Raw genomic sequence first — 15700 nt, 5'->3', positions numbered from 1 at the left:
AGCCGGCCTCTGTGTGTCTTCGCACAGAGATCGTCCTGGAACGCTAGTGCTGCAGATTTTAATACTTCAGATCTTAATCCTGCAGATTTTCGTGATGGGCAATCGCACCCTGCTTCCAGTAGGCCGCTGCACGAACGGCGTGGCGATCCATGCCCTTGTCGTCGACCAGCACGGCCCGCAGCGCCGCCATGGTGCGCGCTTCGCCGGCGCACCAGGCGTAGTTGTCGCCGCCGGGCAGGCTGAGCGCGCGCACCCGTTCCAGCAACTGCTGCGCATTGCTGACCCACTCGACCTTGCAGGTGGCGCGACTGGCGAAGCTGCGCTGGTCGCGCGCATCGGCGACGCAGACGATGACGGTGGCCAAGCTGCCGGCAGGCAATTCCTCGAGCCGCCGGCTGATCGCCGGCAAGGCCGTTTCGTCGCCCACCAGTAGATGCCAGCTGTAATCGAGCGGAATGATCAGCGAGCCGCGCGGACCGCCCACCGTCAGGTGCTGCCCGGGCGCCGCCTGCCCGGCCCAGCTGGCGGCGGGCCCATCGCCATGCAGGCAGAATTCGATGGTCAGTTCTCCCCTGTCGCGGTCGAAGTGGCGCGGCGTGTAGTCGCGCATGACTGGCCCGTCCGCGCCATCACCGCCAACGGGTGGCAGGATCACTTTTACATGGTCGTCGAAAGAATCGCTGGTGAAGCCGGCCAGCGCGGCACCGCCCAGCACCACGCTGCGAAAATGGGCGCCGATCTGGTCGACCCGCAGCACGTCGAGCTCGCGCCGCGTGGTCTCGTGGCGCATGCGCTGCACGCGGCTTGGGTAGGGAGGATGACGCATGGCGTTCCGCTTCGATATGGTTGATAATATCCACTAGACTAATGATTATAGTTGATAATGTCAATCAAATTTCCTGCGCCGCAGCCTGGTGATGTCCTGGAACTGGTCCACACCATCATGCACAAGTACCGCGCCCTGCAGTACCGCTTCCTGCGCGACGGTCCGCACGAGATCACCCACATGGATGGCCGGGTGCTGCATTTTTTCGGCGCCCATCCCGGGGCGACCCAGAAAGCGCTGGCGCTCCGGCTGGGGCGCGACAAGGCGCAACTGGCGCGCCTGGTGAAGGGACTGCGCGACATCGGACTGCTCGAGGCGCAAGCCGATCTGGCCGACGGGCGCAGCGTCAAGCTGTCGCTGACGGCGGCCGGCCAGGCCGTGCGCGCCCAGTTGCAGCAGCAAAGCGAGCGCCTCGCTGGCGCCGCAGTGACCGGTCTGAGCGTGGACGAACAGGCGCAGTTGCGGTCCCTGCTGGGGCGCGTCGACGCCAATCTGGACGCCGATTGCCTGTAAAAGCGGCGGCGTCGATGGTGCATGGACGAGGACACACTTCGCCCGCGCCAGCGCCATGACATGCCAGCGCGGTGCCACCGGCGTCGTATTCGAGCCCGACGAAACCGCCCCCGGGCGCGACGATCACGGCCGTGCCGTTGGCGTGGCCGGTAGGAGGACGGAATAATTCGAGCGTGGGCGCGCTCACGTTGCGGATGCCGGAAACATTGACGAGCGCGTCGGCGAGAGTGCGCCGATCCTGCTCGGCGATCAGCGCACGGGTCACCACCTGGACCGACTGCGGCACCTCGATCAGCGGCGTGTCGGTGCGCGTGGCGGCATCCGCATTGGGCACGGCGTAGCGCTCGCGGCGCGCAGTGACGAACACTTGTTTGATCGCCCAGGTCGAGGCGCCGTCCTGCTGCTCGCCCGGCGCCTCCGCCTGGCCAGGCGCCGACTGGGCATGTAATAGTCGTGCGATGCGCGCTTGTTAGAACGTTTTTTGTGGCACACCGAAATAGCACTACAATCACGCTTGACTCATTGACGGGACGAACATGGCCTTACCTGCCTTCAGCTACGGTTCCGACGACTCGGGACTGGTGTGGGGATTTCTGATCGGCGAAGACGGCAGCAGTGGGCCGATTGACGCGTCCGCCGCCATCGCCCGCATGCGCCAGCCCGTGCCAGGCCAATTTGTCTGGCTGCATTTTAATTTGTCAAATACGGCCAGTGAGCGGTGGTTGCGGCTGCATGCCGGCCTGGGCGAGAATTTTTACGAGGCCCTGCACCAGGGCTCGCGCTCGACGCGGATCGAACTGGCCGACGATGCGCTGGTGGCCGTCGTGAACGATGTGCTGCACAATTTTTCATTCGACAACGCCGACATTTCCACGCTCTGGGTCCACGTCACGCCACACAGCGTCATCAGCGCGCGCCGCAAGCCGCTCGAATCGATCGAGCGGCTGCGCCAGGCCGTCGAGCGCGGTGAACTGCTGCGCTCGCCGGTGGCCTTGCTGATCCACCTGCTGCTCGACCAGGCAGACGTCCTGGTCAATATCGTGCGCGATGCGGGGGCGCGGGTCGATACGATCGAGGACCACCTGCTGGCGGGCAAACTGGCGCGCAAGCGCGAAGACCTGGGCGCCCTGCGCCGCGTGCTGGTGCGGCTGCAACGACTGCTGGCGCCGGAACCGGCGGCCCTGTTCCGCCTCCTGCAGCGCCCGCCCCCCCTGGATCGACCTCGACGACCGCCAGGACTTGCGTCAGGCCACCGAAGAATTTACCGTGGTCCTGACCGACCTGACTTCGCTGCAGGAACGCATCAAGCTGCTGCAGGAAGAAATCGCGGCCCAGGTCAGCGAGGACAATAGCCGTAGCCTGTTCCTGCTGACCATCGTGACGGTGATGGCGCTGCCGATCAACCTGATCGCAGGACTGCTGGGCATGAATGTGGGCGGTATTCCGCTGGCGCAGCATGAGCACGGTTTCTGGATCGTGTTGGCGTGCACTGGCGCCATCACCAGCACGCTGGCATGGCTGCTGCTGCGCCTGCAACGGCCACGCTGAGCAGCCGCGGGCTGCTGTCATCGTCCGGTAACACCGTGCGCCTATGCTGGGGAAATCTTCCACTGTCGACGACCACGCCATGTCTGCCTGCTTCGCACTATCGCCACGGTTTCGCTGCGCGCCGCTCCTGTTCCTGTTCCCGTTCGTGTCGGTGCTCACGGCGAACGCCGCGGCCGCTGGCGCACCGACCGCGGTGCCCGCACCCAAGCTGGTGCTGGTGCTGGTCGTCGACGGCCTGCCCGCCGAACAGCTCCAGCGGTATCGGGCGCAGTTCGGCCCCGGCGGCTTTCGTCGCCTGCTCGATCAGGGTGCTTCCTACAGCAATGCGCACCAGGCCCACGGGGTGACGGTCACTGCGGTCGGGCATGCGGCGGTCCTGTCGGGCGCCTATCCCTATCAGCATGGCGTCATTGGCAACAACTGGATCGATCCGCTGACCGGGAAGAGCGTCTACTGCACCGAGGACAGCAAGTATTCGTATATCGGCGAAGACACCAAGCCGGCCGACGGCACCTCGCCCATGCGCTTGCGGGTCGACACGCTGGGCGACCAGTTGCGTTACGCGACGGGCAACCGCGCCAAAGTCGTGGCCGTTTCCGGCAAGGACCGCGGCGCCATCCTGTTGGGCGGAAAATCCGGCACGGCCTACATGTTCATGGACAAGAGCGGCAACTTCGCCTCGAGCACCTATTATATGCAAGCCCATCCGCAATGGGTGCAGCGCTACCAGGCCGGCAAACCGCAGGACGCGTATTACGGCAAAACCTGGCGCCCCTTGCTGGCCGACAGCGCCTATGTGGCCGACGCCGCGGACGCGCTCTACCCGGCCACAACGGCGTCACCGAACCAGTTCCCGTTCAGCGTCTACAGCGACAACGGCAATCCCGACGCCGATTATTACAACCGGCTCAAGGCCAGCCCCTTCCTCGACGCCCTCACGCTCGACTTTGCCCGTGCCGCCGTCGATGGCGAACAGCTGGGCAACAATCCGGCCGGCGTGCCCGACCTGCTCGGCGTGAGCCTGTCGGCCCACGACTACGTCAATCATGCGTATGGCCCCGAGAGCAAGATGTCGCACGACCATTTGCAGCGGCTCGACCGCATGCTGGCCGACTTTCTGTCCTACCTCGATCGCAAGGTGGGCGCCGATCGCCTGCTGGTCGTGCTGACCGCCGATCACGGCTTTCCCAACACGCCCGAATTTGCGAACATGGCGCACCTCGATGCGGGCCGCGTCGACCACGTCAAACTGGTGGACGCACTTAACGGGGCCTTGTCGCGTCGTTACGGCATCGCCAGACTGGTGATTGCCCAATCGATGCCGAACCTGCACCTCGATGGCGCGGCCATCGACAAGGCGGGACTAGCGCGCAGCGAGGTGGAGGCGACTGCCGCGCGCTGGCTGTCGAACCAGGAAGGCATTGCCCAGGTCTTCACCCGCAGCCAGTTCGACAGCGGCGCCACGGGCGACACCCGCATGGGCGTGCTGATGCGCCGCGGCTGGCACCGGCAATTGTCGGGCGACCTCGTGGTCGTGACCAAACCTTACTGGTATTTTTCGACATCGGGCAGCGGCACCTCGCATGGCTCACCGTATGCCTACGACACCAACGTGCCGCTGGTACTGACGGGCCGCCCGTGGATCAAGCCGGGCAGTTACGGCCAGTACGCCGAGGTGGTCGACATCGCCCCCACCCTGGCGACCCTGCTGCGCCTGCGCCCGCCCGCCGCGTCCGAGGGCCGGGTGCTGACGGAACTGCTGAACGGGCCTCACTGAGCGTAGCGTAGTATACAAGGCGACATCGAAAGTTTTTCGGCAGCAGGAGCACCATGAACGCGAAGACCATGTTTGCCGCAGGCCACCATCAGCTCGCCGTCACTGCGCTGCTGGCCTTGTTGACGGCGCCTGCAAGCGCCGGCCTGCCCGCCGCGCCCTTGCCGACCCTCGATGGCAGGGCGCCGCTGGTCATCGGCCATCGGGGCCTGCCCGGCCTGTATCCGGAGCAAACCCGCCCTTCCTATGAAGGCGCGGCCGACGCCGGCGCCGATGCACTGGAAATGGACCTGCATCTGTCGAAGGATTGCGTGCTGGTCGCCCGGCACAACCCTTGGCTGAGCGACAACACCAATATCGCCACGGTGGCCCTCACAAATGCCGACGTCGCCGCGCGCCGGCGCACCGTCCCGGGCACACCGCTACCGGTCAAGTATGCCGTGGCACTCCATGGCGGCCCGGATCACTACTTGAGCGACCTGGGCGATCCGAACGATCCGACCTCCGTGCTCAAGTCGCTGGTTGTCGATGGCGCCGACCACACTGGCGACTGGGCCATTGCCGATTTTACCGTCTCGGAGCTCAAGCAGTGGATCGGCGGCACCACCTACGATGCCCGCGACGACCGGCCCACCGGGTTGAACGGCAAATACCCCATTTTGACGATGCAGGAAATTGTTGACATCGCCAGGCAAAAAAGCGCTGTCACGGGCCGGACCATCTCGCTGTACCCGGAGGCAAAAAATCCGTATTGGAACAATGCGCAAGCCATTGCCAACGGTTGCGGCAGCGGCAAGCATCCGTTCGAAGACGCCATCGTCAAGCTGATCAAGGACAACGGCCTCAATACCAGAAGCGCGCCCGTGCATGTGCAAAGCTTTGACCCCGCAAGCCTTCTTTACATGCGTTCGATCGGACTGCAGACGAAGCTCGTGCAGTTGATTGGCGGTAGCGGTGTCAACTACAACACGGGGGCAGTGACTTATCAAGGCGCCGCGTCTGGTTATTTTTCCGACGCGCGCCCGTATAGCTGGACCGTGGCGGGCGATGGTCGCAACTTTGGCGCGCTGTTGACGCCAGCGGGACTGGCCGCCATCAAACTGTACGCCGATGGCATCGGCGTCTGGAAGCCTGCCGTGATCGCCCTCGCGGTCGAACGCGCCGGCCAAACGGTCGACTCACTCGCAAACGCGACGGTGGCAACACCAACGGGCCTGGTGCAAGCCGCCCATCAAAGCGGTCTGTTTGTCCACGTCTACACGTTTCGGAACGAGAAACAATATCTTGCGGGCGCCTACCATGGCGATCCAGCCAAGGAATTGCGGCTGTTCTTCGAGGCCGGTGTGGACGGCGTATTCACGGACTTCACGCCGACCGCGATCGCGGCCCGCGCAGCTTATTTGAAGGCGCTGGAGCAATAGCAGCGCGCGCAGGCCATCAGGAACAGCGGACACAGTGACGCCGCCCCTCATTCTTTCGCCATCATCATGTCCTGATGTGGCAGTTGGCTGCCGTAGAAGCGATGCGCGCCCACACGACTTCGCCATGGCCGGAGTGCTTTACTTCGGGCGCATGGGGGTCGACAAATTGCCGGTGTCGTTTACGCCTTCGATCGCGAATTCGTGCGACATCCCGACAGGTTTCTGACCAGGGCGGCACATCAATTCATCCACTGTACAGCCCAGCCACACACCGCCATGAGCGCCACTTGCCATTGCGCGTCACTAACGCAGCCCCTAACAGCAATCGATCACGATATCTGGCGCGTCAGGGGCGCGCCGCTAGCCTGGCGGGCGTCGCGCCACAAGCTTGCTCACACTCGTTCGATCGCCAGCGCAATACCCTGCCCGACGCCGATGCACATGGTGCAGAGCGCGTAACGGCCACCGCTGCGCTGCAGTTGCCAGGTAGCGCTTGTGATCAGGCGTGCACCGCTCATACCGAGCGGATGGCCGAGGGCGATCGCCCCGCCGTTCGGGTTGACGCGGGGATCGTCGTCGCGCAGGCCCAGCGTGCGCAGCACTGCCAGTGCCTGTGACGCAAACGCTTCGTTCAGTTCGATCAGGTCGAACTGATCGAGCTGCATGTCCAACTGGCGCAGGAGCTTTTGCACTGCCGCCACCGGGCCGATCCCCATGACACGCGGTGCAACGCCAGCGGTCGCCATCCCTAAAACGCGCGCCCGCGGCGTCAAGCCATATTGCTGTACCGCGTCGGCATTGGCCAGCAGCAGGGCGCAGGCGCCGTCGTTGACGCCGGAGGCATTGCCAGCGGTGACCGTCCCGTCCGGACGCACCACCGGCTTGAGCTTGGCCAGCGCTTCCAGAGTGGTTACGCGCGGATGTTCGTCGCGCGCCACGGACAGCGGGTCGCCCTTCTTCTGGCCCACCGTCACCGCCACGATTTCCTGCTCGAAGATGCCGTCCTGCTGCGCCCGCGCAGCCTTGAGCTGGCTGGCCAGGGCGAACGCATCCTGGTCAGCACGGCTGATGAAATAGTCGTCGGCGACATTCTCGGCAGTCTCGGGCATGGCGTCTGTGCCGTACAGCTTCATCATCGCCGGATTCGGGAAGCGCCAGCCAATCGTGGTGTCGTAGATATTGGCATTGCGCGAAAACGCTGAATCTGCCTTGCCCATCACAAACGGTGCCCGCGTCATCGACTCGACGCCGCCGGCGATCACCAGGCGCGCTTCGCCGCTGCGGATCGCGCGCGCGGCGACGCCCACCGCATCCATGCCCGAGCCGCACAGACGATTGACGGTGGTCGCCGGCACTTCCTGCGGCAGGCCTGCCAGCAGCGCTGCCATGCGCGCCACATTGCGGTTGTCCTCGCCGGCCTGGTTGGCGCAGCCATAGACCACTTCGTCCACGGCGCGCCAGTCGATGGTGGGATTGCGGCGCATCAGTTCGCGAATCGGCACGGCGCCCAGATCGTCGGCACGCACGTCCCTCAGAACCCCGCCATAGCGACCGATCGGCGTGCGGATGGCGTCGACAATGAATGCCTCAATCATGCTTGTGCTCCTTCGACTGGCGGCAGCAGCACTGCGCTGGTGACTTTCTGCAGATCCTCGAACGTCATGCCCGGGACGATCTCGCGCACGCGCAGGCCGCCTTCGGTCACGTCGATTACGGCCAGGTCGGTGTAGATGCGGCTCACGCAGCCGATGCCGGTCAGCGCATAGCTGCAGTTTTCGACAAGCTTCGGCTCGCCGCTCCTGGTCTGGTGCTCCATCATCACGAACACCTGCTTGGCGCCAATGGCCAGGTCCATCGCGCCGCCCACCGCAGGAATCGCGTCAGGTGCGCCGGTATGCCAATTGGCCAGGTCACCCTTGCCCGACACCTGAAAGGCGCCCAGCACGCAGATGTCAAGATGGCCGCCGCGCATCATCGCAAACGAGTCGGCATGGTGGAAGTAGGCGCCTCCCGTGAGCAGGGTGACAGCTTGCTTGCCGGCGTTGATCAAGTCTTCGTCTTCCTCGCCGGGCGCGGGCGCGGGTCCCATTCCAAGCAGGCCATTCTCGCTTTGCAAGAAGACTTCACGTTCCGGCGGCAGAAAATTGGCAACCGTGGTCGGCAAGCCGATACCCAGGTTGACGTAAGCACCCTCAGGGATGTCCCTGGCGACGCGTTCGGCCATTTGCTCGCGGCTGTAGCGCTTCATGCTGCCTCCCTCACGACACGTTGAACGAAAATTCCTGGGGTAACGACCGCTTCCGGATCGATCGCGCCCAGCTCCACCACTTCCGTCACCTGGGCAATGGTGACCCTGGCCGCCATCGCCATGATCGGGCCGAAGTTGCGCGCGGTTTTTCGGTACACCAGGTTGCCCCAGCGGTCGCCGCGCAGTGCCTTGATCAATGCAAAGTCGGCATGGATGGGCGACTCCAGCACGTAGTGGCGGCCGTCAATCAGGCGGCTTTCCTTGCCTTCGGCAAGCAGGGTGCCATAGCCGGTCGGCGTAAAGAATCCACCAATGCCGGCGCCGGCGGCGCGGATGCGCTCGGCGAGGTTGCCCTGCGGCGTCAGCTCCAGTTCGATTGAACCTGAGCGATACAAGCGATCGAAATGGTGCGAATCGGCCTGGCGCGGAAACGAGCAAACCATCTTGCGCACCCGCTTCTCCCGTATCAATGCGGCCACGCCCGTTTCGCCGTTGCCTGCGTTGTTGTTGACGATGGTGAGTTCGCGCGCGCCCTGGGCTAGCAAGGCGTCGATCAGTGCTGCCGGCATGCCCGCGTTGCCAAAGCCACCGATCATGATGGTGGCGCCGTCCTCGATATCGGCGACCGCGCCCTCGAGCGTATCGCATGTTTTGTTGATCATTATTTTCCCTTGTTGGCCGCATGGCGGTGAAACTTCGAATATTCAATTTGGCGACATCGGTGTCCGATAACCGCACAAGCATCCGCTTAACGAACACCAAGAATAAACGCGAATTATCATGCCGGTCAAGTAAAACGGCGCACGACGACGGTCTCCCGCAGCTGATTCGATTAGAATTGCACCATGCCCATGCCCCCCAAGACCCCACCCGCAGCAGATGCGCCGCCAACCATCGCCGACGACATCGAAGCCCTCACCGATCCCGATTTCATGACATCACTGGCGCGCGGACTGGCGGTGATTCGGACGTTTTCCGACTCGCGCAAGCCGCAGACGATTGCCCAGATCAGCCAGCAAACCGGCATTCCGCGCGCCGCAGTGCGGCGATGCCTCCACACGCTGCGCAAACTTGGCTATATCGGCGCCGAATTGAGCAATTTCACCCTGCAGCCCAAAATCCTGACACTGGGCTACGCCTATCTGGCGTCGACGCCGCTGACCGTCTCGGCCCAGCCATGCCTTGATGCGATCAGCCGCGCACTCAATCAATCGTGCTCGCTGGCGGTGCTCGATGAAGATGCGGTGCTGTACGTGGCAAGGTCGGCGAGCGCGCGTTTCATGTCGGTGTCGCTCAGTGCCGGCAGCCGCCTGCCGGCCTACTGCACCTCGCTTGGACGGGTCCTGCTGGCCGAGTTCCCCGTTGCCGAACGTGAGCAGTATCTGGCGCGGGTGTCGCTCGACGCCATGACTGCGAACACCATCACCAATCCCGACACACTGCGCGAGCGGCTGGAGCAGGTACGCCGCGACGGCTACGCCATTAACAACGAGGAGCTCGAGCTGGGCCTGCGTTCGATCGCGGTGCCGGTACGTGGCGCCTCCGGCCGCGTGGTAGCGGCGCTCAATGTGGGCGCACAGGCAGCGCTGGTGACGCCGCAGCAGATGCGCAAGCAATTCCTGCCGGTGCTGCGCCAGGGCGCGCAGGAGCTGGCCGCGCTGCTGCCCTGACTGACGCTTGCGGCCCGGCCGCCGCAAGTGGCGGGCGTTGCCTGCAACGACGATTCACACTGCGGACACTTGCGCGGCGCAGCCGGCGCTGGCGGATCAATCTCGCTAAGCTACCGAGATCGAAACACCTCGCAGGGTCGCATATGAGCATGAACGGAAAAGCAGTGATCATTGGTGCATACGAGCACCCGGGGCGGGATTTACCCGACCTGTCGGCAGCGCAGATTCATGCGCAAGTGGCGCACGGCGCGCTGGCCGATGCAGGACTGGGGCTGGACGACATCGACGGCTATTTTTGCAACGGCCAGCTTGGCTTCGGCGCCATTTCGCTGGCCGAATACATCGGTCTCAAACGCCTGCGCTACACCGACTCGACGTTCACCGGTGGCTCATCCTACCTGTGCCACATCGGCCATGCAGCGCTGGCGGTGGCAAGCGGCAAGTGCCGGATCGCCCTGGTAACGCAGGGTGCGCGCGTGCGCGGCATCGTCCGCGCAGCCAAGCTGCCGCCCGATACCCCCGAATATCCGTTCGAAGCACCTTACGGCGAAACCAACATCGGGATCTATGCGCTGGCCGCAAAGCGCCACATGTACGAGTACGGCACCACCGCGCGCCAGATGGCGGAAGTGAAAGCCGCGGCCGCCTTCCATGCCCAGTTCAACCCGAATGCACTTCTGCGCAAAGCGGTGACCATCGATGAGGTGCTGGCCTCACCGTTGGTTGCCGATCCCCTGCGCCGGATGGACTGCTGCGTGGTGAGCGATGGCGGCGGCGCAGTGATCGTGACGACGCCAGAAATTGCAGCTGGCATCCGGCGCCGCGCCGTCAAACTGCTCGGCCACGGCGAAGCGATCAAGCACACGGCGGGCGGGCGCGTGGACATGACGTACACGGCAGCGGTGTGGTCGGGACCGGCGGCGTTCGAGGAAGCCAAGGTGACGCCTGCCGATATCGACTACGCATCCATTTACGACTCTTTCACCATCACCGTGCTGATAACCCTCGAGGACTTGGGCTTTTGCAAAAAAGGCGATGGCGGTCCATTTGCAGCGGACGGCGCCTTGCGGGTCGGCGGCCGGCTGCCGATCAATACCGATGGCGGTGGGCTGTGCAACAACCACCCGGGCTACCAGGGCGGCATGGTCAAGGTGATTGAAGCGGTGCGCCAGCTGCGCGGCGAAGCGCACCCGGACGTCCAGGTGAAGGATTGCGAACTCGCCCTGGCGCACGGCACCGGCGGCGGCATCTCCCGCATGTGCAGCGCCACCCTGATTCTCGGCCGGGGTGACGCATGAGCCCCATGCTGCCGGCGCCGGCGCCGCTGGTCGGCGCCGAGGCGCGGCCGTTCTGGCAAGGCGCCCTGCAGGGCAAGCTGATGCTGCCGCGCTGCTGCCGCTGTCGTTTCGTGATCTGGTATCCGCGCCAGTTCTGCCCCGAGTGCGGGCACGATTGCGTCGACTGGTTCGAGGCCAGCGGGCGCGGCACGATCTACAGCGCCACCGCCGTGCGCCGCGGCGAAGGCGCCTACCGCGAGGTGGCCGAGTATGTGCTGGCCCTGGTCGAGCTCGAGGAAGGCCCGCGGGTGCTGACCAACATCGTCGACTGCGAACCAGCACAGTTGCAGATCGGCCAGCCGGTGCAGGCGCTGTTCTGCCCGGCCGGCGAAGAAGCCGCCTTGCTGCGCTTTCGACCATTGACTACTTCCACCACGGAGCTGCCGCGATGACAAAAATCTTTACTTCCGCCGAAGCGGCCGTGGCCGACATCCCCGATGGCGCCAGCGTGGCGATCGCCGGTTTCGGCGTCGGCCACAGCTACCCCAACAGCCTCGTCATCGCTTTGAAGGAGCAAGGCGCACGTCGGCTGTGCCTGGTTGCCAATTCGCTCGGTGCCGGCGAGTACCGGCCCGAGTTGCTGCTCGAGAACGGCCAGGTCAGCAAGGCGATCCTGTCGTTCTCGGCGCGTCCCGGCCTGCCGTCGCTGGTCGAGGAACGGGCAGCGGCGGGCGAACTGGTCCTCGAGATGGTGCCGCAAGGAATCCTGGTGGAACGCCTGCGCGCAGCCGGCGCCGGGCTGCCCGCGTTCTACAGTCCGGTGACCGTGGGCACCCCGCTGGCAAAGAACAAGGAAGTGCGCCAGTTCGGCGGCAGGCAGTACGTGCTCGAACATGCGCTGGCGGTTGATTATGCGCTGATACGGGGCTTTCGCGCCGACACCCAGGGCAACGTCGAGTTCCGCGGCAGCAGCATGCATTTCCATCCCAGCTTCGCCAAGGGCGCGCGGGTGGCCATCGTCGAGGTCGAGGAAATCGTCGAAGCCGGCGCCATCGCGCCGGAACGGGTGGGCCTGCCCGGCATCTTCGTCGCCCGTGTCGTGCTCAGCACCAAAAAGGTGGCGGTGCCGAAGGGGGCCATGCGCCGCCGCGCCCCCGATACCCGGCGCAAATACTTCGGCAAGCCGGCGCTGTCGCGCATGGAACTGGCCGAGCGGGCCGCCGCGCTGTTGCCGGAGAACGCCTGCGTGAACCTGGGGTCCGGCTTGCCGACCCTGGTCGCCTCGCACGTGGCCGGACGCAACATCACGCTGCATGCAGAAAATGGCGCGCTCGGCTATGAACTGCTGAGCGAGTCGGGCACCCCCGACCCGGACCTGTTCGACGCCGCCGGCGGCTTCATCGAAATGCGCCCGGGTGGCGCCCTGTTCGACAGCGTGGTCTCGTTCGAGGTGGCGCGCTCGGGCAAGCTGGCCGCCGTGCTGCTGGGCGCCTACCAGGTGGCGCAGAACGGCGACCTGGCCAACTGGAGCGTGCCGGGCCAGGTCGGCGGCGGCATCGGCGGGGCGATGGACCTGATCGCCGGCGCCAGCCGGCTGATCATCGTCATGGAGCACAGCGACAGCAAGGGCCGCGCCAAGCTGGTGCGCGAATGCAGCTATCCGCTCACGGCGCCGCGCTGCGTCGACGTCATCGTCACCGACCTGGCGCTGCTGGTACGCCGCGGCGAGCAGTTCGTGATCGAGGAAGTCGCGCCGGGCTTCAGCGTCGACGAGGTGCGTGCCCTCACCGACATGGACCTGCTGGCAGCCGAACAGGTGGGCAGCATGCGGCCCGGCGCCGGAACGGCCAGTGTCAGCGCATGACACGAATCGACACGCTGGCCCGGGCAATCGCGGCCGCCGCGCCGGGCGACGCAGCGGCCGCAACCGAGGGGGCCGGATCAGCCTTGCATCTCCATCTGCTCGACACGGTCGGTGCCTGGATCGCCGGGACCGCCTCGAGCGAGGGCATGCAACTGCACCGGCTCGGCATGGCCGGGGCCGGGGCACCGCCGGTGTTCAGTCCTTCCCTGCTCGATGCGATCGCACTGGCCACCGCGAGCACCCGGCTGACCGAGGTGGACGACATCCACATGCCGTCCTGCACCACTCCCGGGGCAGTGGTCCTGCCTGCCGCCCTGGCGCTCGCCGCGCATACCGGCACGCCGGAGGCGGCCCGGCGCCTGGCCGCCGGCATGCGGGTAGGCTACGCTGTGATGACCGGCCTGGGCGAAGCACTGGCAGGCCGCGACATCCTGCACCAGGGCGTCTGGCCGACGCTGCTGCTGGCGCCCGTCACGACCGCAGCGGTGGTTGCGGTGATGCTCGGCCTGGACGCCGCGCGCACCGCCAACGCACTGGCGATCGCGCTCACCGCATCGAACGGCCGCCCTGGCGGCAGTGCCAGCGCCGGCGTGGCCGCCGGACCGGGCACGTCAGCCCGATGGTTGCTGCTGGGCATGGCCGCGAGGGCTGGCTGCGTGGCAGCCTTCAGCGCCGCCCAGGGCTTCAACGGCGACCACACACTGCTCGACGGCGACCGCCTCCCCGCCCTGCACGGCCTTGCCGTACTACCGGGTCGCATCGAGGACGTGCTGTGCGATGGCTGCGCAGTCGAGCGCACCAGCATCAAACCGTATTGCATGGCAAAGCACAATATGGCGGTGATCGACGCATTCCTGCATCTGCTCGACCAGGGCATCGCCAACGATGCCATCAGCCGTATCCGGGTGCGCTTGCCGCCGGCGCACGCCCGCATGGTCGGCCACTACGATATCGAAACGAGCCGCCTGTCGCGCATTACCAGCTGCGCCTACAACATCGCCCTGGCCGGCCTGAACCCGCGCCATTTGCTCGATATCGAGCGCCAGCAGCCATTGCACAGCGCCGCCATGGCCTGCCTTGCGCAAAAGGTCGAGGTGCTTGCCGACGCCCGGCTGCAGGAACTTGCGCCGCAAGCCTTTCCCGCTAGCGTAGAGCTATTTATTGGCGAGCGCATGGTGGCCAGCCGGACCGTCGTCGATGCCTGGGGCGATCCGGCCCGGCCTTTCGATCTGGCGGCCACGCGCGTGAAATTCATGCGGCTGGCGGAAGGTGCGCTTGATCGTGGCGCTGCCGAAACCATCGAAGCGCTGTGCAGCCGGGCTTTCGACGGTGGCGCCGGCGCACAATCCCTGTGGCGCGCCTTGAACGGGATCTTCGCTGCCCAGCAGCGCTGAGAAACCTGCCGGCGCAGGCATCGGCCGCAGTACCAGTCCTCTCAAGCCGCCCTCGCCGCTTTCAAGCGCCGGGGACGCGCCCATGCCAGGCATCGTCCAACAGGCCGCGAATCGCCGCCAGTTCGACCGGACGCGGGTTCCAGTACGCATTTTCGGTGGCCAGGGCGGCGCAGCGATCCAGGTCTTCTTCGCGCATACCCAGCTCGCGCAGCGCGAGCGGCGCACCCAGGCGGCGCGCCAGGGCTGCCATACCGCGCGCGGCGTCGTCGGCGCCGAGCGCGCGCGCAATGCGCTGCATGGCCTGCGGCGCCGCCGCGGCGTTATAAGCAAGCGCGTGCGGCAGAATGGCCGTGTGGGTTTCCGCATGCGGCAAATTGAAGCTGCCGCCGACGGTGTGGCACAGCTTATGGTGCAGGGCCATGCCGACGCTGCCGAGCACCGTGCCGCACAGCCAGGCGCCGTACAGCGCGTCGCTGCGGGCTGCGATGTCGGCCGGGTCGGCGACGATGCGCACGAGGCCGTCGGCCAGCGCGCGGATGCCTTCTTCGGCCAGCAACGACATGATCGGGTTGGCATCCTGCGCATACAGGCCCTCGGCCGCATGGGCAATTGCATTGATGCCGCTGGTGACCGACAGCCCCACGGGCAGGCTCAGCGTCAGCTCGGGATCGTAGATGACGGTGCGGGGCAGCACCCGCGCGTCACGCCCGGTTTTCTTGATGCCGCCTTCAGTAATCCCGTAGATCGGCGTCATTTCGCTGCCGGCGTAGGTGGTGGGAATGGCCAGGATCGGCAGCGCCGATTCCAGCGCGATCGCCTTGCCCAGGCCGGTCGTGGAACCGCCGCCGATGGCGATGGCGCAATCGGCGCCCAGTTCACTGGCAAGGGCGCGCGCGCTGCGCGCCGTTTCAATCGGCACGTGCATGACGGCGCGGTCGAAAATGCCGGCGCAGCGCGCGCCGATGGCATCGCGCACCGCTTCGGCGCTGGCGCGCTGTTCGGGTGTGCACAATACCAGCGCGCGCCGCGCGCCAAGCAATTCAATCTCCTGCCCCACCTGGCGCAGGCTGCCGGGGCGAAACACCACCCGCGGCAGGCGACTGTCGAATACAAAGTTGCTGGTACCTGTCATGCTGTTTCCTTTCATTCAACGGGCCGCAGCCGC

Annotated in this window: 13 protein-coding genes and 1 pseudogene; 9 read left to right on the top strand and 5 right to left on the bottom strand. The window is 65.7% G+C overall.

The annotated features are described in order from the left end of the window. Positions 1-73: 73 nt before the first annotated feature. Positions 74-826: a siderophore-interacting protein gene (locus tag ACP7EY_RS05855; protein WP_426191421.1), complete on the bottom strand. Its 753-nt coding sequence runs from the start codon at positions 824-826 to the stop codon at positions 74-76. Between the two features lie 57 nt (positions 827-883). Here ACP7EY_RS05855 and ACP7EY_RS05850 point away from each other — a divergent pair, with 57 nt between their 5' ends. The 4 genes and pseudogenes from ACP7EY_RS05850 (at position 884) to ACP7EY_RS05835 (ending at position 6082) form a co-directional block, all read left to right on the top strand. Continuing rightward, positions 884-1339, top strand: coding sequence for a MarR family winged helix-turn-helix transcriptional regulator (locus ACP7EY_RS05850; protein WP_426191419.1), 456 nt, complete (start codon positions 884-886; stop codon positions 1337-1339). Between the two features lie 536 nt (positions 1340-1875). After that, positions 1876-2887: pseudogene (locus ACP7EY_RS05845) on the top strand (transporter). Positions 2888-2966: 79 nt separating this feature from the next. Beyond that, a complete protein-coding gene (locus ACP7EY_RS05840; protein WP_426191417.1) occupies positions 2967-4664 on the top strand; it encodes an alkaline phosphatase family protein in 1698 nt (565 codons plus the stop codon). Positions 4665-4717: 53 nt separating this feature from the next. After that, positions 4718-6082, top strand: a complete 1365-nt coding sequence (locus ACP7EY_RS05835) for a glycerophosphodiester phosphodiesterase family protein (RefSeq protein WP_426191415.1) — start codon at positions 4718-4720, stop codon at positions 6080-6082. Positions 6083-6474: 392 nt separating this feature from the next. On the opposite strand, the gene pcaF is transcribed toward ACP7EY_RS05835, so the two are convergent. The 3 genes from pcaF to ACP7EY_RS05820 are packed head-to-tail and all read right to left on the bottom strand — an operon-like array spanning position 6475 to position 8992. Further along, entirely contained in the window at positions 6475-7677 is a 1203-nt protein-coding gene (pcaF, locus tag ACP7EY_RS05830; protein ID WP_426191413.1) for a 3-oxoadipyl-CoA thiolase, read from the bottom strand. Next, complete coding sequence (locus ACP7EY_RS05825) at positions 7674-8330, bottom strand: 3-oxoacid CoA-transferase subunit B (RefSeq protein ID WP_426191411.1); 657 nt, start codon at positions 8328-8330, stop codon at positions 7674-7676. The genes pcaF and ACP7EY_RS05825 overlap by 4 nt, the downstream gene beginning before the upstream one ends. Beyond that, positions 8327-8992, bottom strand: a complete 666-nt coding sequence (locus tag ACP7EY_RS05820; RefSeq protein ID WP_426191409.1) for a 3-oxoacid CoA-transferase subunit A — start codon at positions 8990-8992, stop codon at positions 8327-8329. Before ACP7EY_RS05820 ends, ACP7EY_RS05825 begins: the two co-directional genes overlap by 4 nt. A gap of 183 nt (positions 8993-9175) precedes the next feature. Between ACP7EY_RS05820 and ACP7EY_RS05815 the strand changes: the two genes are divergently transcribed. From ACP7EY_RS05815 to ACP7EY_RS05795, 5 genes are all read left to right on the top strand, one after another. After that, the gene (locus tag ACP7EY_RS05815; protein ID WP_426191407.1) at positions 9176-10000 is read left to right on the top strand and encodes an IclR family transcriptional regulator domain-containing protein; all 825 of its coding nucleotides are present in this window, start codon (positions 9176-9178) and stop codon (positions 9998-10000) included. A gap of 143 nt (positions 10001-10143) precedes the next feature. Further along, positions 10144-11298 (top strand): thiolase domain-containing protein, encoded by a 1155-nt coding sequence (locus ACP7EY_RS05810; RefSeq protein WP_426191405.1) that lies wholly within the window; start codon positions 10144-10146, stop codon positions 11296-11298. Beyond that, a complete protein-coding gene (locus ACP7EY_RS05805) occupies positions 11295-11729 on the top strand; it encodes a Zn-ribbon domain-containing OB-fold protein (protein WP_426191403.1) in 435 nt (144 codons plus the stop codon). Before ACP7EY_RS05810 ends, ACP7EY_RS05805 begins: the two co-directional genes overlap by 4 nt. Then, a complete protein-coding gene (locus ACP7EY_RS05800) occupies positions 11726-13141 on the top strand; it encodes a 3-oxoacid CoA-transferase (RefSeq protein WP_426191402.1) in 1416 nt (471 codons plus the stop codon). Before ACP7EY_RS05805 ends, ACP7EY_RS05800 begins: the two co-directional genes overlap by 4 nt. A gap of 83 nt (positions 13142-13224) precedes the next feature. Then, positions 13225-14535 (top strand): MmgE/PrpD family protein, encoded by a 1311-nt coding sequence (locus ACP7EY_RS05795; protein WP_426191400.1) that lies wholly within the window; start codon positions 13225-13227, stop codon positions 14533-14535. A 61-nt stretch (positions 14536-14596) separates the two neighbouring features. Here ACP7EY_RS05795 and ACP7EY_RS05790 read toward each other — a convergent pair whose 3' ends face one another. After that, positions 14597-15667, bottom strand: coding sequence for a maleylacetate reductase (locus ACP7EY_RS05790; RefSeq protein WP_426191398.1), 1071 nt, complete (start codon positions 15665-15667; stop codon positions 14597-14599). Positions 15668-15700: the final 33 nt, after the last annotated feature.

The organism is Massilia sp. DWR3-1-1, from assembly GCF_049898325.1.
Taxonomy (GTDB): Bacteria; Pseudomonadota; Gammaproteobacteria; order Burkholderiales; family Burkholderiaceae_D; genus JAFCUW01.
This window is presented reverse-complemented; position numbering and strand designations above follow the sequence as displayed.

What these genes read in the sequence shown, in the direction of transcription:
- ACP7EY_RS05855 (WP_426191421.1), bottom strand. Translation starts at nt 826, where the DNA reads ATGCGTCATCCTCCCTACCCAAGCCGCGTGCAGCGCATGCGCCACGAG.
- ACP7EY_RS05850 (WP_426191419.1), top strand. Translation starts at nt 884, where the DNA reads ATGTCAATCAAATTTCCTGCGCCGCAGCCTGGTGATGTCCTGGAACTG.
- ACP7EY_RS05840 (WP_426191417.1), top strand. Translation starts at nt 2,967, where the DNA reads ATGTCTGCCTGCTTCGCACTATCGCCACGGTTTCGCTGCGCGCCGCTC.
- ACP7EY_RS05835 (WP_426191415.1), top strand. Translation starts at nt 4,718, where the DNA reads ATGAACGCGAAGACCATGTTTGCCGCAGGCCACCATCAGCTCGCCGTC.
- pcaF (WP_426191413.1), bottom strand. Translation starts at nt 7,677, where the DNA reads ATGATTGAGGCATTCATTGTCGACGCCATCCGCACGCCGATCGGTCGC.
- ACP7EY_RS05825 (WP_426191411.1), bottom strand. Translation starts at nt 8,330, where the DNA reads ATGAAGCGCTACAGCCGCGAGCAAATGGCCGAACGCGTCGCCAGGGAC.
- ACP7EY_RS05820 (WP_426191409.1), bottom strand. Translation starts at nt 8,992, where the DNA reads ATGATCAACAAAACATGCGATACGCTCGAGGGCGCGGTCGCCGATATC.
- ACP7EY_RS05815 (WP_426191407.1), top strand. Translation starts at nt 9,176, where the DNA reads ATGCCCATGCCCCCCAAGACCCCACCCGCAGCAGATGCGCCGCCAACC.
- ACP7EY_RS05810 (WP_426191405.1), top strand. Translation starts at nt 10,144, where the DNA reads ATGAGCATGAACGGAAAAGCAGTGATCATTGGTGCATACGAGCACCCG.
- ACP7EY_RS05805 (WP_426191403.1), top strand. Translation starts at nt 11,295, where the DNA reads ATGAGCCCCATGCTGCCGGCGCCGGCGCCGCTGGTCGGCGCCGAGGCG.
- ACP7EY_RS05800 (WP_426191402.1), top strand. Translation starts at nt 11,726, where the DNA reads ATGACAAAAATCTTTACTTCCGCCGAAGCGGCCGTGGCCGACATCCCC.
- ACP7EY_RS05790 (WP_426191398.1), bottom strand. Translation starts at nt 15,667, where the DNA reads ATGACAGGTACCAGCAACTTTGTATTCGACAGTCGCCTGCCGCGGGTG.